Source organism: Pseudomonas sp. SM4, from assembly GCF_051913165.1.
Taxonomy (GTDB): Bacteria; Pseudomonadota; Gammaproteobacteria; order Pseudomonadales; family Pseudomonadaceae; genus Aquipseudomonas.
The window spans coordinates 136,418-155,299 of record NZ_JBODOE010000011.1; the positions used below are offsets into that span (position 1 = coordinate 136,418).

Below are 18,882 nucleotides of genomic sequence, written 5' to 3' on the forward strand. Positions count from 1 at the left end.
GACAAGTAGTTTTGCCTGTCGCAATGAGCCCTGCCCCAGTGCCATTAACGCTCGACCGCGTTACACGCCGGTGAACCCTCAGGCTCGGAAAACCCTCATCGTTCAGCGCAACTGATCCCGCCGGGTTTTCGTTCGAATCTCTTATTCAACCGTAGCAAGGAATCTCTCGATGAGTGCCAACCCTCGCGTTGCCGAATACGCCATTCACCCGCAATTCACTGACCGCTGGTCGCCGCGCGCTTTCACCGGTGAAGCGATCCCGGAAGAAACTCTGCTGAGCTTCTTCGAAGCAGCGCGCTGGGCACCGTCGGCGTACAACTCGCAGCCATGGCGTTTCCTCTACGCCCGTCGCGACACGCCGAACTGGCAGCGTTACCTGGGCCTGCTCAATGAGTTCAACCGAAGCTGGGCGCAGCATGCCTCGGCACTGGTAATCGTGATTTCGAAAACTACCTTCACTGCTCCGGGCGCGACGGAAGAAACGCCAGCGCTGTGGCACACCTTTGACACGGGTTCGGCGTGGGGCCATCTGGCGCTGCAAGCGAGTCTCAGCGGCTGGCACACCCACGGCATGGCCGGGTTCGATCAGGAGCTGACGCGCAAGGAACTGAATATTCCGCAAGGTTATGCGCTGCATGCGGCGGTTGCGGTGGGCAAGTTGGGTGACAAGGCAACGCTGGCCGAGTACCTGCAAGCGCGCGAAGAACCGAGCCCGCGCCGCCCGCTGGGCGAGCTGGCGGCTGAAGGCGACTTCACCCTCTAAGCCACACCGCGAAACCAATTGTAGGAGTGAGCCTGCTCGCGATGAGGGCGTAACATTCAAAATCATTAATGACTGTTACACCGCTATCGCGAGCAGGCTCACTCCTACATTGTTTGTGGTGAATCAATACCCGCGATTGAAATCCACTTCACCGCGCAGCGCTTCACCCGCCTGATATGCCGTCAGGTTGTCGACAAACAACTGCACCATCAACGCCGGCGACGTCGGTGCCGAGCTGTGCCCGGTCAGCAGCAAGCCCCACGCGGTCCAGAACGGATGCCGTTGCGGCAATGGCTCCTGACGGCAGACGTCGATGACTGCACCGGCCAGATGCCCTTCCTTCAAGGCTTCGACCAGATCCGCATCCACCACCGCCACACCGCGCCCGGCGTTGATGAACAACCCGGTCGGCTTGAATTGCTTGAACAGCGCCGCGTCGTAGATATCGTGGGTGTGCTCAGTGTTCGGCAGCAGATTGACCACATAATCGACTTCGCCGACCAGACGCGGCAGATCCGCCATCGAACCGACTTCGACAAACGGCGCCTGCTCGCGGGCACTGCTGGCAATGCCGTACAGCTCGACGCCGAACGGTAGCAGGAACTGCGCCACGCTCTGGCCGATGTCACCGGTGCCGACAATCAAGACTTTGCGCCCGACCAGACTCTGGCCGGTGCGGTTATCCCACTTGCGCTCGACCTGGCTGACCAGCCGCGCCAACACTTCGCGCTCGTGACCGAGCATGTAGGTCAGCACGTACTCGGCCATCACCTGGCCGAAAATCCCCACCGCCCGGGTCAGGCGATAATCGCGGCGCAAGCCGTCGGCCAGCAGCGGCGTGATGCCCGCCCAGGTCGATTGCAGCCATTGCGGTTGATGGCCCTGCCGCAGCAGGGTTGCCAGCAGATCCGGTTGCCCCAGCCACACCGGGCAATCCGTCGCCAGCCGCGCCAGTTCGGCAGAGTCGCCGCTGGTCAGCACTTCAAGCTCGGGCGCTGCCTGACGCAGCAAGCGGGCGTATATCGCGTGGTCGTGTTCAGCAATCAGAACGCGCATCTTCAAACCTTTCGCAAACCGTGCAGACGGCCACCGGATTTCGGTCGGCCATCGCGGTAAAAACAGTTCCAGGGTTAACCGAGGCCCAGAATAGAGCCTCGCGGATCAGACCGGGTCGTTGCGTCGCAGCAACTCTTCGGGCAAGTGTTCGATGTACTCGTCCTCAGCCGGCGGCATTTGCAGGTGATAGCCCTGCTTGTCGAGGTTTTCCAGCACCACAACGATGTCTTCGCTGGCCAGTTTACGCTCGGGCGTCAACACCAGACTGAAGGTAAATATGGCTTTGCCGAAGGCCGCCATCAGGGCCTCGGGCACGCGTTCCAACTCATCGCTCTTGAGCACATAGAGATACATGCCCTTGCGCTTCGAGCTTTGGTAAATAGAGCAAATACGCTTCAAGGCTGTTCTCCGGCGGTGGCCAGGCTGTCGAGCAGCGTCTGGCCCATGAGTTCGCGGCGCCAGCCACGCAACGACTCAGGCAATTGGTAAGGACCCTCGGGATAGCCACTTTTGACCAGGGCTTCGAGGGTTTTCTTGCGCAGCATCAGTTCCGGCGCGATGTCCAGACGCTCGGCCTCAGCCTGACCCAATGCACGCAGCTGTTTGATCAGTGCAGCGGCTTCGACCGGCAACGGCTCCGGCACAGCGGGCGGCCATTGATCAGGCCCCACACTGCCAGAGCGCTTGATCAGATCAAGCAGAAACTGGCCGTCCTGACGCACGGTACGAGGGTGCATGTCTTCGATCTTGCCCAGCGCCGCGAGATTGTCCGGTTGCGTGCGGGCCAGCGGCCACAGCGAGTGCTCGCGGACAATGCGGTTGCGCGGCAGGTCACGGGCACGCGCCTCCGTTTCACGCCAGGCGCACAGCTCACGCAGTACCGCCAGTTGCGCGCGGGAGAGTTTCCACGCCAGTTTGGCGTCGCGGTAAACCTCGTACGGATCGGTCTCGCGGCGCAGGTTGGCGACCAGTTCGGCACCGTCCTCCAGCACCCAGGCGAATTTGTCGTCAGACAGTTTCGGCCGCAGTTGTACGAAAACTTCCGCCAGATGCACGGCGTCTTCGGCGGCGTAGCTGATTTGCGTGTCGGACAGCGGGCGCTGCAACCAGTCGGAACGGGTTTCGCCCTTGGGCAATTCAATGCCGAGGACGGCCTGCACCAGCCGCGAGTAGCCCATCGAGAAACCGAGGTTCAGGTAAGCGGCCGCCAGTTGTGTGTCGAACAGCGGCGCTGGCAGGCTGCCGGTCAGGCGCAACAGCACTTCAAGGTCTTCACTGCACGCGTGCAGGACTTTGAGCACCGCCGGGTTCTCCAGCAGCGCCGCCAGCGGTTGCCAGGCGTTGATGGTCAACGGATCGATCAGGTAGGCGCGTTTGCCGTCGCCGACCTGCAACAGACCGGCAATCGGGTAGAAGGTGTCGACCCGCATGAATTCGGTGTCGAGGGCAACGAACGGCAGCTGCTGCCACTCGGCGCAAAACTGCGCGAGGCTTTCGTTGTCTCGAATCCAGTGAATATCGATGGCCACACGGCTCTCCCTTGAAGAATGGCGCGCAGTATATATCGCCACCGGCGATTTACGCGCCTGCGAAGGGCAAGAGCTGTAACGAAATGTCCTGCCCAAGGGAAAGAATAGTCTTACACACGTTGCAGGCAGAGCCATTACCTGTAGGCGCTGCCGAAGGCTGCGATCTTTTGATCCTGTTTTTAAGGGCAAGATCAAAAGATCGCAGCCTTCGGCAGCTCCTACAGGGGGCGGGTTCAGTCCTTGGCTAGCACGCCGTCGATCACTGACCCGCGGCAACCGGCGAACAGGTCCAGATCGGGCTGATAGACCGAGCTCTTCACTTCCAGCAGGCCAAGCATCGAGTGGAACAGGTTGTCCTGACTCAGCGGTTTGTCGCGGCTCATCTGCAGGCAATGGGTGTCGACCGAATAGGCCTTCTGATAACTGTCACTGAACCACGCCAGCATCGCGACATGCTTCTGTTGTTCCGGCGCCAGCATGTAAGGCGTGCCATGCAGGAACAAGTTGTACTCGCCCAACGATTCGCCGTGGTCCGACAGATACAACATCGCGGTATCGACTTTGTCCTGATTGCTGCGCAATACATCGATCAGGCTCGACAGCACATGGTCGGTATACACCAGGGTGTTGTCGTAGCCGTTGACGATACTTTCGCGACTGCAATTGTTCAGTGCGTTACTTTCACAGACTGGGGTGAAGTGCTCGTATTCCTTTGGATAACGCTTGAAGTATTCCGGGCCGTGGCTGCCCATCTGGTGCAGCACCAGCACAGTGTCTTTGTCCAGATGGTCGATAAAGCTCTGCAAACCCTGCAACAGGATTTCGTCGCGGCATTCGCTGTTGGCGCACAACGCCGGGTCTTTCAAGTTACTGACGTCCTGCAGCGTGACGCGATCGCAAGTACCTTTGCAGCCGGACTGGTTATCACGCCAGATCACATCGATACCGGCACGCTGGAGCACATCGAGCAGGCCCTCTTCATTCTTCGCCTTGCTCGCGTCGTAGTCCTTGCGGCCCATGTTGGAGAACATGCACGGCACCGAAACCGCGGTTTCCGTACCGCAGGAATGCACATCGGTAAAGGCGATCAGCCCGGCTTCCTTGTCCAGTTTCGGCGTGGTGTCGCGGTCGTAACCGAGAATACCGAAGTTCTCGGCACGAGCGCTTTCACCGACCACCAGTACGGTCAGGGATTTGCGCGGCTGAAGTTTCAGGTCGGGATTGCGCTGGGCGTCTTCGCCGATCTTGATGAACGGTTGCTGCGCCGAGACCACCTGCTCACGCAGGTAACCGGCCGAAGCGCCAATGTAATTGCTTGGCACCAGCATCAAGCGAATTTCGTGGTGATTGCGAAACAGCGAAGACAAGCCCTGATAGTTGGCCAATGCCACCCCGCCAACAACCGCTACCGAGGCCACACTGACAATAACTTTGCTGATTAACTCACGGTGCCAGCGACGATAATTGACTGGCACTTTCCACAATAACCACGACGGTAAAACACCGAGCAACAACATATAAACAAACAACTTCAACGAGAGCAGATCACGCACTTCCGTTGCATTGGTCTCGGCAAAGTTACGGAACATCCCGGCATCGATCATGACGCCATATTGACTCATGAAATACGCCACGCCGGCGCTGATCAGAAAGATCAGGGTCAACAGCGGCTTGAGCAGCGGACGAAAGGCCAGAAGGGTCAGTACGATGTTGAACGCCGCCAGGATCATCAGCCCGAAAGCCACGCGCATGGCGATACCCTTGCCATCGGCGGCAGTGATCTCGAACAGATGCTGCCAGAGGACAAAGTTGCAGCCGATCAAAAGAAAGGCACTGGCCATCAACGTCACCCATTCCGGGCGCACGGCTTTTAACTTCAACATAAAGGTGGGCTATTCCTGAAAAGACTGGCCACGGGTTAATTGTGAAAAATTCATTAACCAAGGCATGACAAACTTTAGGCAGGCAACCATCAATTTTTTGTGAAAAAGACGCCAACGATTAGTTGGCGCCGAATTATTCAGCAAAAACTTAACCGTGTAGGAGCTGCCGAAGGCTGCGATCTTTTGATTTTTGTTTTTTAACAGCACGATCAAAAGATCGCAGCCTTCGGCAGCTCCTACAGGGGCGGGGTATTTGATTTTTAGGCACGGGCGTGGATTTTCTGGTTTGCCTGGCTCTGCGGGTCGCGCGCCTAATCCTCGACCTCAGGTATCAAAGGTTTGATGATGGAAAACGTGCGCACCACCTCCCGCTCCACCGTCTGGCTGATGCTCGCCATTGTGTTAGTCGCGGTGAATCTGCGGCCGTCGATGGCGGCCATCGGGCCATTGCTCTCGGCCATTCGCGGCGATATTCCATTGAGCTTCAGCCTCGCCTCGCTGCTGACCATGCTGCCGGTCATGGCGATGGGACTGGCGATGTTTTTCGCTATCGGCATCAGTCAGCGTCTGGGCGAACAGCGCACGGTGCTGCTGTCGCTGCTGATCATTGGTCTGGCAACGTTGGCGCGGTTGTTTGTCGACTCTGCTGCGCAATTGATTGCCAGCGCTGTGCTGGCGGGTGTGGGCATCGCGCTGATTCAGGCGTTGATGCCGGCGCTGATCAAATCGCGTTTCGCCGACAACGTGGCGCTGTGCATGGGCTTGTATGTCACCTCGATCATGGGCGGCGCAGCGATTGCAGCCTCGTTCGCACCCTTGGTGATGATGCAAGCCGGCAGTTGGCGTGTGGGCCTGGCCATCTGGGCCGGACTGGCACTGCTGGCCCTGGTGTTCGGCTGGACGCAGCGCGCCAACCTGCCGCCCGCCACGCCCCGGGTAACAAAAAAAGAATCCTTTTTCGGCAATTCCCGCGCCTGGTTACTCGCACTGTTCTTCGGTTTGGGGACGGCGTCCTACACCTGCGTGCTGGCATGGTTGGCGCCGTACTACGTGGAAAAAGGCTGGAGCGAACAAAACGCCGGCCTGCTGTTAGGTTTTCTGACGGCCATGGAGGTAATTTCCGGTTTGGTGGTACCTGCCATCGCCAATCGCCGCCGCGACCGGCGCGGGGTGCTGATGGCCCTGCTCGGGCTGATCATTGCCGGCTTCTGTGGGTTGATCCTCAGCCCGCAGCACCTCAGCCTGCTTTGGCCGTGTCTGCTGGGCCTGGGCATCGGCGGGTTGTTCCCGATGAGCCTGATTGTCTCGCTCGATCACCTCGACAACCCGCAACGTGCGGGCGGCCTGACGGCGTTCGTGCAGGGCATTGGCTATCTGATTGCCGGCCTCTCGCCGCTGATGGCGGGTATGATCCGCGATCAACTGGGCAGCTTCGAGTGGGCGTGGTGGTCGTTGACTGCCGTCATGGTGGTGATGCTGCTGATGGTGTTGCGCTTCGATCCACGGCACTACGCGCGGCATTTTTCCTGATCGGGCTAAAGGCTTCTGGCCATCTTTTCGCGGTTTGAAGCATGACGTCGTGTTGCTAAAACTTTCTGTCCCACAACTGTCCGTGAAACGTCCTACAAGGCTTTGTCCTGGCACCATCGTTCCGCTAGGATCGTTCGCACACGTTTGCGCGGATTCAGCGCAAGGAGCACAGCGGGACGGAACGGATGCTGAACAGTAACTTGCTTCGAAAGCTCGACATGCAGGATCTCATGGTGTTTATCGCCGTGTATGAGCAGAGCAGCGTCACCGATGTGTCGGAAACGCTGTGTGTCAGTCAGTCCACGGTCAGTTACTGCCTGAAAAAACTGCGCACCAGTTTCGAAGACGAACTGTTCATCAATACCCGCACCGGCATGCGCCCGACCTACAAGGCCAGCAGCATGTACGGCCATGTGCAGAAGATCCTCGAAAGCATCAATTTGTGTCACGCCGGTGCCCCGGTGTTCGACCCGACCCAACAAGCGGTCACCTTCAATATCTGCGCCCCGGAATACTTCGAGCAATTGATCCTGCCGCGCCTGTTGAAGCGCTTCGACTTCGATGATTTGCCGGTGATGGTCAACATGCACAAGTTTGAAACCGATGTGCCGGCAGATGAGTTGCGCGACGGCACACTCGACTTGGTGATCAGTTTCGGTCCCAACTTCCACCGTCATCACACCGACTTGAAATCGCGGATGCTGCTTGAAGATGATCTGGTCTGCGTCTTCGACAAACGCGCCACGCCACTGGAGCCGCGTCTGAGTCTGCAAGCCTTTACCGAACGTCGGCATGTGTTCCCGACGCCGTGGACGTCGACCACCAACATGGTCGACGGCTGGCTGGCGCGACAGGCGCAGAAGCGCCAGATCGTGGCACGTTCGAACAGTTACAGCGCAGCGTTGAAGATGATCACCGGCACTGACTTCATCCTCACCCTGCCCCGGCGCATTCAGCGTTTGCTGACCAATGAGGCGGTGTTCAATCACTGCGAGGCGCCAAACGGTTTGCCGGGCTTCACCCTCGACATGCAGTGGAGCCAGAACGTCGACCAGGACAGCGCCAACGTCTGGCTGCGCGAGCAGGTGATCAAAGTGTGCAGCGAACTGGAGACAGTCTGATTCCTACGCGCCGATGGCGGTTTTGCTGTAGGACTCGCGATCAATGTCGACCAGCTCGACACACAACTGCACTTCGACCCCGGCCGGCCATTCGCAGAGGTCCTGCAGCACGGCCAACAGACTTTGCGACAGCTGCTTTTTGATCTCGGGCGAACGGCCGCTGAGCAGCGCCAGCTTCACGTAGACAAAAGCGCGCTCGCTCATGGCAGTGCCGACCTTGAAGGTCTCGACCTTCACCGCACGGCTCTTGATATCGAACTCCGCTGCAAACTGACCGGACCCCACCAGGGTGTTGTTGAGCCGGATCAACGCGACGTCAGCGTTCAATTGCGGCAGGTTGGCGGTGTATTCCATGTGCAGATGTGGCATTGCAAGTCCCCGGTCAGTTGGCAGAAAGATCGTACATATAGCACATGCGCCCATCACCAACCCCTGTAGGAGCTGTCGAGTGAAACGAGGCTGCGATCTTTTATCTTGAAATTTGAAAATCAAAAGATCGCAGCGTGCCGCAGCTCCTACAGGGGGTTGAGTGGCCGTTCGCTCATGAATTGCTCCAGCCTGGAGCGCAACCAGCGCTCTGCCGGATCGCTGTCGACATGGCTGAGCCAGACCATCGACAGATCGAGCGTCGGCGTCTTGAACGGGAACGGCTCCTTGAACAGCAACCCGGAGGTGGCCATGGCGGCCGCGGTGTAATCCGGCAGGCTGGCAATCAGGTCTGTGCCGGCCAGCAGCGCCGGCAACGCACTGTATTGCGGCACCGACAGCACCACTTGGCGCGTGCGGCCGAGTTCCGCCAGCCACTCGTCAGCGAAACCGCTGACGTTGGCCGTGTGTGACACCAACACATGCGGCCGCGCGCAATATTCATCAAGGGTCAGCGGTGTGTCGCAAGCATCGGCACGCAGGATGCTCGGCTGAATGTGCCGCAACAGTTTGCGCTTGGCATTGGCCGGCAGGCCACGGGTCTGGCTGATGCCGACGGTAATGTCGCCCGCCGCCAGCAAGTCGGGGATGCGCCAGTAATCGACGTGTTGCACCACAAACACCACATTCGGCGCTTCCTGACGCAGAGCACGCAACAGCGGCGGCAGCAGGCCGAACTCAACGTCATCGGACAGGCCGATGCGAAAAGTCATGGTGCTCACGGCCGGATCGAAATCGCGGGTCAGGCTCAGCGCCACCGACAGCGAATCGAGCGCCGGCTTGAGATGACGGAAGATATCTTCGGCGCGGGCGGTCGGCTCCATGCGGTGGCCGACGCGGATGAACAGCGGATCGTTGAGCATCGTGCGCAAGCGGTTGAGCGCCGAGCTGATGGTCGGCTGACCGAGAAACAACTTCTCGGCCGCCCGGGTCACGTTGCGTTCGAGCATCAAGGTCTCGAACACCACCATCAGGTTGATGTCGGCCTTGCGTAGTTCATTGCGGTTCATCCATTGCCCCCTGCCCCCGGAATACCGGCAGTGTAGAAACGCACGGGGCCCGGCGTCCATAAACCTTTGCGCCGCCGACAGAGGATTCAGCGAACGGTCAGTGACTTCAACCCCAAACCCATCAGCCGCGCATCATCGTTCAATCCCAGGTTTCTGGGGCTGGTAGCGTCGGGCAAATGCAACTGGATATTCAAAACCCGCCCCTCCACCAATGTTTCCCGGATCGCCGCGCTCAGCGGGATTTCCAGCAAATTGCCCTGAACCTGCGTCAGACGTGTCGACAAGGCTTCAACCCCATTGATACTGACGATGACCCGCTGAGTCAGCTTGGGGGGTATGACGAAAGCCAGAACGTCGATCACGATCGAGGTGGTGCCCGGCGCTACACGCAGCGCAATTTCCGCGTCCTGGCCCTCACTCCAAGTGCCCCAGGTTTCCGGAGCAGCCCAACCTTTGACCAACTGACGGCTCTTGCGATTGAACGCCTGCACCAACCCCGGCTGGCTCAGGGGCACCAGTGACATCGCATGCCCCTCATCGACCATCGCCAGACATTGAGCGCAGCGCTTCCAGCCCGGCGCCAGTACGACGAAGTCGTCAACCCTGGTCAGCAGATCGGTATCGCTGTGAACATTTTTGATCGCCAGTTCCAGCGAATCATCGTCAAGAATGTACAGCGAGTCAGCTTCGTATCGCCCAGTGCTCAGCCGGCGTTGCGCATCACGCTGGGCATTGTCGAGCGCCTTGGGACTCATGCGCCCCATATAAACTGCGTCGGTCTTCAAGCCATGAGTCGCGGCAAAATCGGCAATGACCTGCCACTGATCTGTCTGGTTTTTGGGGCTCAGCACACGAATATTCTTGTAGTAGGCGGCCGCGCTGTTCCAGAACGGATTTTGCATAGGGCTGGCCCAAACCGAAGTTTGCGGCACCATTTTTGCCGCTCTCAGACCCGCCCAAGCGATGTGGCTGTCGACGATTTGCGCCGTCAGCGCCACCGCCAGCAGCCCCATGGCGATCACCGGTCGATAGCCGCGCACCACCAGAAACAGAATCAGCAATACGATGGCATAGAACACCGGCCAGAACATGCGACCCGAGGCCCGGAAAATGCTCGCCAGTCCCTCAATGGCATTCGGTATCGGGTAGCTGAACGTTTGTGCCCCCAGGCCGATTTGATTGGACAGCGCAAATACGGTCAACCCGATCATCGCCAGCAATAACCATGGCCAACGGCTGAGCAACGCCTTTACGCCGATCTTGCTTCGGACAATGGCAATACCCGCCAATGGCACCAGCAGCAGAACACCGAGCCCCAAATAGTTGAAGCCTTCGTAGTCCCCGCCGCCCTTCACAAATCCAGGCAGTACGTAAGACCACCCATCAGCGTCGAACAGGGATACCAGATTCATCCGATACCAACCGAAACCTCCACCGCCCGCCCCATCGACAATGCTGAAATAACCCGCTTGCCAACAACACACGCTGACCAGGGCGAACAGACTGACAAACTCGACCAATCCCCGGCGACGCGTCAGTTTGCCGATCATGATTTTCCCAAGCAGATCAGCCACCCAAATCAATGCCACCATGACCAACAGATAGGCGTGCACCAGCGCCGTCGCGGCGAGTAACACGCCCCATGCCAGTCGTCGCCGTGCTAGCGCCGGGTGCAGGGCCAGATAAAGGGCGGCGAGGATCAGGAAATGTCCGGCAAGGGAGAGATGTCCGCCCGTGCGCAAAAACATCGGCGGCGAAAACACCAATAAACCGGCGCCTAACAGCCGCAGCACGGGGTTGTCGGTGATGAGACCGAGCAGCTTCCAGGCGAACCAGGCTTGCAGAACAAAACAGAGCAGCAGCCAGAATCCGAAATACTGGAACGTTTCCGGCAGCCAGCCGTTGAACGGTTTGAACAGCAGTGCCAGCAGTGGATTGGAGTCAGAAAAAATGATCGCACTGCCCAGCTCCAGCCCATAAGACGGGTTGAGCCCGAGCGGAAACGTCCAAGGGGCATGCCGGAAATACAACCAGCCCAGGTAATGCGTCGCCGGGTCGCCGTCCTTCAACCAGGCAATGTTCTGCGGTTCCAGCGCGCGCGGGCCGATCACCAGAAAAAAAGCGAGGACTCCCAGCAGCAATGGCAGCAGCGCGAGGGCCGGATGCTTGTTCAAATCCCTCATCGGTACGTCCAGAAGTTATGCAGCACAAAAGTGAATGCCGGAATCGTCAGCGCCACGGCGACGATGCCCAGCAAGTAGTGGAGCCCGGCCATTTGCGCGGCCCAGGCGACGAACATCGCCAACAGAAACCCACAGACCGACACCAGCAGAAACCGCAGCAGGGTTCTGCCCTGCAATCGCGCCGAGAAACTCCAGGTGGTGTTGATCACATACGACACCACCGTCGCCACGGCGAATGCCACGCCATTGGCGAGGGGTGGTAACGGACTGATGAAATTGATGAACGCAATGGCTACCAGCGCATGCAACGCCGTCACGAACAATCCGGTCACGGCAAAGCGCAAACCGCGTTGGATCAACGCCGTTTTTTGCGCTGAGGTCACGGCTTCTGCGCCAATACAAAAACGCTCAAACCGGCCAGACGATTGATGCCCATCAACGGCAGCTCAAGGCGACAAAGGGTCTTCAGCACCGTGTTGACCAGCGGGTGATGACGCTTGAGTTGCGAGCGCGGCGGTTGGTCTTGCGCACCTTGCGGCAACAAGCGCAACGCCGCCGCAATCGGGAACACCGCGCCGAAATAATAGGCGCCACGCTGCACCGTCAAACCGGCATCGCGGGCCAGTGTTTCGAACTGTGCCAGGGTGTAGCGGCGCTTGTGTTCGAGAAAGTCATCGTGACCGCTCCACATGAACTGGAACGCCGGCACGGTCATCAGAAAGCGGCTGCCCGACGGCACTTTATCGACATACATCTTGAGCAGGCCGAGGTCGTCGTCGACATGCTCAAGCACGTCCATCAACAGCACCAGATCGGCATCGAGGGTGTCGACACCGCGACGGTAATGCACCGGTTTGCCGGCGGTGGTTGCGCTGGAGTCGGCGGCATAGCTGATGTCCACGCACCACGCTTCCCGTGCATCGGTATGCGTGAGCAAATGATGGGAAAAAAACCCTGACCCCGCGCCCACATCGAGGATCCGTTCAATCGGTGCATCCCCCAGCAAACGCCTGGTGGCGGCGGCTTTGGCGCAGTAATACCAATGCTCGTTGATGCTATCGCCGAGGATGTCGGTTTCCTTCAGATCCATGGGTCAATCCTTGGGGTCGTAGACGCGACGCACCAGATAAACCGGCCGGCGTTTGGATTCGATATAGGTGCGGCCCAGGTATTCGCCGAGCACGCCGATGCCGATCAGTTGCAGGCCACCGAGGAAGGTCACGGCCACCATCAACGAGGCATAACCGGGCATGTCGATACCGTGGATCAATGTGCGCACAACGATGAAAATGGCGAAGGCAAATGACACCAGCGACACCAGCGCCCCGACGTAGGTCCAGATCCGCAGCGGTTCGGTGCTGAAACTGGTAATGCCTTCGAGGGCGAAGTTCCACAGCCGCCAGCCGTTGAACTTGCTCTGCCCGGCCACGCGCTCCGGGCGCTCGTAATCGACGTGAGTGGTGCGAAAACCGACCCAGGCGAACAGGCCTTTCATGAAGCGCCGGGATTCGGGCAACGTCAGCAAGGCATCGACCACACAGCGATCCATCAGGCGAAAATCGCCGACGTTCTCGGGTAACGGTTGCTCGGCAATTTTGTTGTGCAGGCGATAGAACCAGTGCGCCGAGGTCTGCTTGGCCCAAGTGTCACTGCGACGGCTGATGCGGTGACCGAGCACGACCTCATAACCTTCGCGCCAGCGTTCGATCATCAGCAAAATGATTTCCGGCGGGTCCTGCAGGTCCGCATCGATCGGCACTACGATCTGCCCGGTCGCCATCTGCAAACCGGCGGACAACGCCGCCTCCTTACCGAAATTGCGACTCAGGTCGACGATGCGCAGACGGGGATCGTGCCGTTGCCGCTCAAGCAGACGCTCAAGCGTGGCATCCGTGCTGCCGTCGTTGATGAACACCAGCTCAAGATCGATCAACGCTTGCGTCTGAAAGACTTCATTGATGCGCTGCAGAAACGTGTCGAGGCTGTCCTCTTCGTTAAAAACGGGGACCACCAGCGATAACGTCACCTGCCCGGCCTGTTGCGTTCCGTGCTCAGTCAAAGGAGTGCTCTTTTTATAGTGTTTGTCGGTCGCCGACTGATTTTCGACGCCATGAGCCGTCCCGTATTAAGCAGTAGCGTCGTCGCTGTTGCAAGGGTCAGAGGGCGTCATATTGGCCAATCCAGAGGCCTATTCCTGCGCTCTGGCTCGCGGTTCTCGGAAACATTCGCGAACGATTGGAAACAAATCCTCGATAGCCAAAAAACCCGCCTGCGCTAGGCTTGCGTCGATGCGCCACACAGGCTGTCGCACACACCCATCGCACGGAGCGAACTGAATGTATTTCGAGATTTACAGGCAATCCAGAGGCACCTCGAGCACCGGCAAAGGACAATGGCGCTGGAGACTGCGCGCAGGCAACCACGAGACCATCGCCAGTGGCGAGTCGTATGTGAGCAAGGCGGATTGTCTGCATGTGATCGGGTTGATCAAAGCGGTGCATGGCGAAACACCGGTGAAGGAAATTTAACCGTGTAAGCGAATGATTGGACGCACAGGGTGATGTAACCCTGTGAAATGCAAAAGCCCCACAGCCGTATGGTCTGTGGGGCTTTTTTATCCTCGGTGCGAACTGAGAGCATCAGGGCGACGCGCAAGTTTCGGCTCGACCACATGCCAGATCATGCATGCGCTTCACGGTCAAGAACATCAGCCACCCACTGATTGATACTTTTGCTGGCCAACTGCGCTTTGATCGCAACGGTTGCATGAAGTGCGGGAGCTAAACGCAGGCTCAGGTTTCCGGAGTAAGGCTTCTGAGGGGCTCGACCGACCTTGGTGCAGGTATCCAGATAATCAATAACCGCTTCTTCAAAAGCTGCCCGAAGCTCTCTGACTGACTCCCCATGAAAACCTACAACATCCTTGATGCCGGCGATGTGACCAACGAACAGGCCGTCTTCATCGCTATATTCGATTCGGGCCGCATACCCGTTGTAATTCATCACATTCATGGAAAGACTCCTGCTTGTTCAAGGAAAGCCCGAGCATCACGAACCTGATAGGGCTTTGCTTCTTTGTCTGGATGGGGACGGTGGAAAGTCGCAACCACACCGCTGAGTTCAAATCGTACCCGTGATCCATTGCCCTCTACAGCTTTGGCGCCCGCCGCGAGGAACAGAGACTCTATACGTGTGCATTCCAATGTTGCGGGTGTCGGTCTTGAAAATATGGCTCTGAGAGTACCAAGCTGCTTATTGTTCATAGTATTACATCATGATACCGCACAGGAAATTGGCATCCGCGAATACCTGTTACGGATGCGTGAAGCGCCCTCTTGGCACAAACAGAAACGCCGCTTGTCCAAAAATGGGAAGCGGTATTGTCGGTTATGCATTTAAGCGGGTATCAGGATAATTGAGTAAACAGTGGCCAGGTTGTAGGCAAACTCTGAGAGTCATGTACGAACAGACATCAGCCACGGTATCCAGGAGTTATCGTTTCAATGACACTGGAAACAAAAAAGCCCCGTAGCTTCTCAGCTACGGGGCTTTTTCTATGTAATGGCGGAGAGATAGGGATTCGAACCCTAGGTACCGGTGAAGGTACAACGGATTTCGAATCCGTCCCATTCGGCCACTCTGGCATCTCTCCAACGGCGCGCATCATAACAACACTTTTACCGAAAGCAAACCCTCTTTCGAAAATTTCTTCGTGCTATCAGATGCTTGCGTCGATTAAAGCGGTACACCCAGACGATTGGCGACTTCTTCGTAGGCTTCGATGACGTCACCGAGGCCCTGACGGAAGCGGTCTTTGTCCATTTTCTTCTTGGTGTCCTTGTCCCACAGACGGCAGCCGTCCGGGCTGAACTCGTCACCGAGGACGATGGAGCCGTCGCTGAACACGCCGAATTCAAGCTTAAAGTCGACCAGCAGCAGACCGGCGTCGTCGAACAGTTTGGTCAGCACTTCGTTGACCTTGAGCGACAGTTCTTTCATGCGAACCAGTTGCTCGGCAGTGCCCCAACCGAATGCCACAACGTGGGATTCGTTGATGAACGGGTCGCCCTTGGCGTCGTCCTTGAGGAACAGTTCGAAGGTGTAAGGATTGAGCTTCAGACCTTCTTCGACACCCAGACGCTTGACCAGGCTGCCGGCGGCGTAGTTACGCACGACGCACTCGACCGGGATCATGTCGAGTTTCTTCACCAGGACTTCGTTGTCGGCCAGCAGTTTGTCGAATTGGGTCGGAATGCCGGCCGCTTCGAGTTTCTGCATGATGAAGGCGTTGAACTTGTTGTTGACCATGCCTTTGCGGTCGAGCTGCTCGATGCGCTTGCCGTCGAACGCCGAGGTGTCGTTGCGAAACAGCAGGATCAAGCGGTCAGCGTCGTCGGTCTTGTAAACCGATTTGGCTTTGCCGCGGTAGAGTTCTTCACGTTTTTCCATGATGGGCTCCGCTTGCTAAGTAGGTGGGCTAGGCGATGTGGCGCCAGTCGAGCCCTGAATCTTGATCGGCCAGTTGCAGCCAGTCCGGGTCGCACCCGAGGGTGTCGACAAAACATTGCCGGGCCAGCTGCGGCAGGTTGTTCTTGCTGCTCAGATGAGCCAGGACAAGGTGTTGCAAGCCCTGCCAGCCCAACTCGGACACCAGGAATGCCGCCTGATGGTTGTTCAAATGTCCCAGCTCGCCGCCCACCCGTTGCTTGAGAAAGTACGGGTAGTGCCCACGGGCCAGCATGTCACGACAATGGTTGGACTCGATCATCAACGCATCGAGATCCCGATAACCGTCCAGCACCCGCTCGCAGTAGGAACCCAGGTCGGTCAGCAGGCCGAAGCGCCGCTGCTCTTGATCACTGAAGACATACTGAGTCGGTTCCTGCGCATCATGGGCCACGGCAATGACCCCGATGTTCAGTGCACCGATCTGCAGTTGCTCGCCGCCGGCCAGAAAGCCTGCGGGTTCTATCGGTTTGCGCATCCCGCGCAGGGTGCCGCGACTGAGGTAGACCGGTAGATTGTAGCGCCGAGACAGTAAACCCACGCCATGCACGTGGTCGGCATGTTCGTGGGTTACGAGTATCGCGCTCAATTGCGCCGGGTTCACACCCAGGCGCAACAGGCGTTTTTCGGTTTCCCGCAGGGAAAAACCACAATCCACCAGCACATACGTATCAGCACTGGCGATCAGCGTGCCGTTCCCTTGGCTACCGCTGCCGAGAACGGCAAAACGCATGGTTGATCAGCCTAGGTTGTCCTGAATCACGCTCAGCACTTTGCGCGCCACTTCAGCCGGCGCAACGGTGTTGATGTTTTTCTCGACGGTGACCTGGATGTTCTCGCCAACCTTGCTCAGGCGAACCTGATAACGCTCGGCACGGGATTCAACTTCTTCCTTGGTCGGCGCACTGCCGAACAGGCTGCTGAAGAAACCAGGCTTGTCGTCTTTCTTCTCGGCTTTTTCGGCCAGGTTGATGTAGTACAGGCCGAGGCTGCGGTTGATGTCTTCAACGCGCCATTCGCCTTGTTCCAGTGCACGGCCAACGCTTGACCAGGCACGATCCAGATCGGTACCAACGTTCAACACCGGGTTACCGCTGCCGTCTTCGCTGAGGCTGACACGGCTCGGCGTATCGAAATCACGCGAAGCCAACATCGACACCGAACCGCCCTTCTCGGAGATCCGGCTCATGCTCGCGAGCATGTCGTCGACCAGCGCTGCGTCCAGGCCAGTGTTGACCGAACGGTTGGTGAAATCGACATCGGCGGTGCTGCCGGCAGGACGCTCGGCGCTGACCACGTAGATTTCACTGGTGTTGCGCTGCACGCCTGGCTCGATACGCACACGGACGCGGGTTTCGCTGTCGCTGGCGATACCGGCTGCGCTCAGGCGCTTGGCCATGGACGCGGACAGTTCGTCGGAATGCTGCCAGGTGGTGGTGAATTCACCGGTCTGCGGGCGCTGTTCGTCCAGACGGAAACCGTTGTCCTGGAAGAACTGCACCGCCACTGGCCAGACTTCGGCCGGTGGATGCTGGGCCACGACCCAACGCGAATCACCGCTCTTTTGCAGCGAGTAATCGCTGGCATCGGCAACGGCCGACAGCGGCTGAGGACGCGGCACAATGTATTCGCCCTTGGCGGTGTCATCAGCGACGTTACGCGGGATCGGCAGCAGCGGATCCAGACGCTTGGAAGTGTTGACATCCGGTGGCAGTTGCATCGGTGCAGTCTGTTGCGCTTCCAGGTAATCGCTACCACGGTCACGGAAATAACCTTCCGGGCCCCAGACCCATCCGCAGCCACTGGTGCTGGAGATAATCAAGGCAAGTGCGGAAAGTCCGGCCATTCGCTTCATGCGTTGTACTTCCTCAATTAAACCAGGACGCTGCACTGGCGCAGGGCCGAGCGCAGCGTTTCATGACAAGGTGTGCTCAGCCAGGTCAGCGGCAAGCGGATGCCTTCGTGCATCAGGCCCATTTCAACCAGAGCCCACTTCACCGGAATCGGGTTGGCTTCGATGAACAGGTCTTTGTGCAGCGGCATCAGTTTTTCGTTGATTGCCCGTGCGGTGTCGGCGTCGCCCTTGAGAGCGGCCTCGCACAGGTCGGCCATTTCGCGCGGAGCGACGTTGGCGGTCACGGAGATGTTGCCTTTGCCGCCGAGCAGGATCAGTTCAACGGCGGTCGGATCATCGCCGGACAACACGATGAAATCCTTGCTCACACCATCGATGATCGCTTTGGCGCGCTTCAGGTCGCCAGTGGCTTCCTTGATACCGATGATGTTCGGCACGGTAGACAGGCGAATCACGGTCTCGGCCTGCATGTCGCAAGAGGTGCGGCCCGGAACGTTGTAGAGAATCTGTGGAATGTCGACCGATTCAGCGATGTGCTTGAAGTGCTGGTACAGACCTTCCTGAGTCGGCTTGTTGTAGTACGGAACGACCAGCAGGCAGGCATCGGCGCCGGCTTCTTTGGCGTTGCGGGTCAGCTCGACGGCTTCGCGGGTCGAGTTGGCGCCAGTGCCGGCGATGACCGGGATGCGCCCGGCAACCTGTTTGACCACGGCTTTGATGACGGCGATGTGTTCTTCTACATCAAGGGTTGCCGACTCGCCGGTAGTACCGACCGCGACAATGGCATGGGTGCCGTTCTTGAGATGGAAGTCCACGAGTTTGCTGAGGCTGTCCCAGTCAAGACGCCCTTGTGCATCCATGGGAGTGACCAGTGCCACCATACTGCCCGCAATCATGAAACCGCTCCTGCCGGAAAAAGAGAGCGGTAATGGTACTGGCGCCAAGATGCTTGCACAAGCGAAGTACTGCGCTGCCGCCATTCCCCTTGGCGCCGCTTTTCGCTACCCTTCAGACTTTGAT

General features: G+C 58.4%; 20 protein-coding genes and 1 tRNA gene. 4 read left to right on the forward strand and 17 right to left on the reverse strand.

The features are described from left to right. Nucleotides 1-169 precede the first annotated feature (169 nt). The gene (locus tag ACQ4MY_RS20680) at nt 170-763 is read left to right on the forward strand and encodes a nitroreductase family protein (RefSeq protein WP_440096308.1); all 594 of its coding nucleotides are present in this window, start codon (nt 170-172) and stop codon (nt 761-763) included. A 123-nt stretch (nt 764-886) separates the two neighbouring features. Here ACQ4MY_RS20680 and ACQ4MY_RS20685 read toward each other — a convergent pair whose 3' ends face one another. The 4 genes from ACQ4MY_RS20685 to ACQ4MY_RS20700 all read right to left on the reverse strand — a co-directional run bounded on the left by ACQ4MY_RS20685 (nt 887) and on the right by ACQ4MY_RS20700 (nt 5,231). Beyond that, the gene (locus tag ACQ4MY_RS20685) at nt 887-1,819 is read right to left on the reverse strand and encodes a D-2-hydroxyacid dehydrogenase (RefSeq protein WP_440096310.1); all 933 of its coding nucleotides are present in this window, start codon (nt 1,817-1,819) and stop codon (nt 887-889) included. A 105-nt stretch (nt 1,820-1,924) separates the two neighbouring features. Beyond that, a complete protein-coding gene (locus ACQ4MY_RS20690) occupies nt 1,925-2,218 on the reverse strand; it encodes a YcgL domain-containing protein (RefSeq protein ID WP_008087107.1) in 294 nt (97 codons plus the stop codon). Continuing rightward, on the reverse strand, nt 2,215-3,348 hold the full coding sequence (gene rnd / locus ACQ4MY_RS20695) for a ribonuclease D (protein WP_008087109.1): 1,134 nt from the start codon (nt 3,346-3,348) through the stop codon (nt 2,215-2,217). The genes ACQ4MY_RS20690 and rnd overlap by 4 nt, the downstream gene beginning before the upstream one ends. Nucleotides 3,349-3,581: 233 nt before the next feature. Further along, nucleotides 3,582-5,231, reverse strand: a complete 1,650-nt coding sequence (locus ACQ4MY_RS20700) for a phosphoethanolamine transferase (RefSeq protein ID WP_440096311.1) — start codon at nt 5,229-5,231, stop codon at nt 3,582-3,584. A 345-nt stretch (nt 5,232-5,576) separates the two neighbouring features. Between ACQ4MY_RS20700 and ACQ4MY_RS20705 the strand changes: the two genes are divergently transcribed. Together ACQ4MY_RS20705 and ACQ4MY_RS20710 are read left to right on the forward strand one after the other, a co-directional pair. Beyond that, nucleotides 5,577-6,761 (forward strand): cyanate transporter, encoded by a 1,185-nt coding sequence (locus tag ACQ4MY_RS20705; RefSeq protein ID WP_440096312.1) that lies wholly within the window; start codon nt 5,577-5,579, stop codon nt 6,759-6,761. Nucleotides 6,762-6,946: 185 nt separating this feature from the next. Then, a complete protein-coding gene (locus ACQ4MY_RS20710) occupies nt 6,947-7,882 on the forward strand; it encodes a LysR family transcriptional regulator (protein WP_158833723.1) in 936 nt (311 codons plus the stop codon). A 3-nt stretch (nt 7,883-7,885) separates the two neighbouring features. Here the strand turns inward: ACQ4MY_RS20710 and ACQ4MY_RS20715 are convergent, their stop codons facing one another. From ACQ4MY_RS20715 to ACQ4MY_RS20740, 6 genes are all read right to left on the reverse strand, one after another. Beyond that, nucleotides 7,886-8,251, reverse strand: a complete 366-nt coding sequence (locus ACQ4MY_RS20715) for a 5-carboxymethyl-2-hydroxymuconate Delta-isomerase (RefSeq protein ID WP_008087117.1) — start codon at nt 8,249-8,251, stop codon at nt 7,886-7,888. A gap of 146 nt (nt 8,252-8,397) precedes the next feature. Further along, nucleotides 8,398-9,318 (reverse strand): LysR substrate-binding domain-containing protein, encoded by a 921-nt coding sequence (locus ACQ4MY_RS20720; protein ID WP_440096313.1) that lies wholly within the window; start codon nt 9,316-9,318, stop codon nt 8,398-8,400. 86 nt (nt 9,319-9,404) lie between these two features. Continuing rightward, entirely contained in the window at nt 9,405-11,501 is a 2,097-nt protein-coding gene (locus tag ACQ4MY_RS20725) for a DUF6311 domain-containing protein (RefSeq protein ID WP_440096314.1), read from the reverse strand. Next, nucleotides 11,498-11,884: a GtrA family protein gene (locus ACQ4MY_RS20730; RefSeq protein WP_008087124.1), complete on the reverse strand. Its 387-nt coding sequence runs from the start codon at nt 11,882-11,884 to the stop codon at nt 11,498-11,500. The genes ACQ4MY_RS20725 and ACQ4MY_RS20730 overlap by 4 nt, the downstream gene beginning before the upstream one ends. Further along, complete coding sequence (locus ACQ4MY_RS20735; protein ID WP_440096315.1) at nt 11,881-12,591, reverse strand: class I SAM-dependent methyltransferase; 711 nt, start codon at nt 12,589-12,591, stop codon at nt 11,881-11,883. The genes ACQ4MY_RS20730 and ACQ4MY_RS20735 overlap by 4 nt, the downstream gene beginning before the upstream one ends. A gap of 3 nt (nt 12,592-12,594) precedes the next feature. Beyond that, the gene (locus ACQ4MY_RS20740; protein ID WP_008087127.1) at nt 12,595-13,560 is read right to left on the reverse strand and encodes a glycosyltransferase family 2 protein; all 966 of its coding nucleotides are present in this window, start codon (nt 13,558-13,560) and stop codon (nt 12,595-12,597) included. A 277-nt stretch (nt 13,561-13,837) separates the two neighbouring features. Between ACQ4MY_RS20740 and ACQ4MY_RS20745 the strand changes: the two genes are divergently transcribed. After that, nucleotides 13,838-14,029: a YegP family protein gene (locus ACQ4MY_RS20745; RefSeq protein ID WP_440096316.1), complete on the forward strand. Its 192-nt coding sequence runs from the start codon at nt 13,838-13,840 to the stop codon at nt 14,027-14,029. Nucleotides 14,030-14,180: 151 nt separating this feature from the next. Here ACQ4MY_RS20745 and ACQ4MY_RS20750 read toward each other — a convergent pair whose 3' ends face one another. The 7 genes from ACQ4MY_RS20750 to dapA all read right to left on the reverse strand — a co-directional run bounded on the left by ACQ4MY_RS20750 (nt 14,181) and on the right by dapA (nt 18,758). Continuing rightward, nucleotides 14,181-14,513 (reverse strand): type II toxin-antitoxin system HicB family antitoxin, encoded by a 333-nt coding sequence (locus tag ACQ4MY_RS20750; RefSeq protein ID WP_440096317.1) that lies wholly within the window; start codon nt 14,511-14,513, stop codon nt 14,181-14,183. Continuing rightward, nucleotides 14,510-14,764: a type II toxin-antitoxin system HicA family toxin gene (locus ACQ4MY_RS20755; protein WP_440096319.1), complete on the reverse strand. Its 255-nt coding sequence runs from the start codon at nt 14,762-14,764 to the stop codon at nt 14,510-14,512. Before ACQ4MY_RS20755 ends, ACQ4MY_RS20750 begins: the two co-directional genes overlap by 4 nt. A 299-nt stretch (nt 14,765-15,063) precedes the next feature. Next, nucleotides 15,064-15,153: transfer RNA gene (locus ACQ4MY_RS20760), tRNA-Ser, on the reverse strand. 83 nt (nt 15,154-15,236) lie between these two features. Beyond that, nucleotides 15,237-15,950, reverse strand: coding sequence for a phosphoribosylaminoimidazolesuccinocarboxamide synthase (gene purC, locus ACQ4MY_RS20765; protein WP_008077821.1), 714 nt, complete (start codon nt 15,948-15,950; stop codon nt 15,237-15,239). A gap of 28 nt (nt 15,951-15,978) precedes the next feature. After that, nucleotides 15,979-16,740 (reverse strand): MBL fold metallo-hydrolase, encoded by a 762-nt coding sequence (locus tag ACQ4MY_RS20770; RefSeq protein ID WP_008077820.1) that lies wholly within the window; start codon nt 16,738-16,740, stop codon nt 15,979-15,981. Between the two features lie 6 nt (nt 16,741-16,746). After that, nucleotides 16,747-17,862: an outer membrane protein assembly factor BamC gene (gene bamC / locus ACQ4MY_RS20775; protein ID WP_008077818.1), complete on the reverse strand. Its 1,116-nt coding sequence runs from the start codon at nt 17,860-17,862 to the stop codon at nt 16,747-16,749. Between the two features lie 17 nt (nt 17,863-17,879). Continuing rightward, nucleotides 17,880-18,758, reverse strand: coding sequence for a 4-hydroxy-tetrahydrodipicolinate synthase (dapA, locus tag ACQ4MY_RS20780; protein WP_007911392.1), 879 nt, complete (start codon nt 18,756-18,758; stop codon nt 17,880-17,882). Nucleotides 18,759-18,882: the final 124 nt, after the last annotated feature.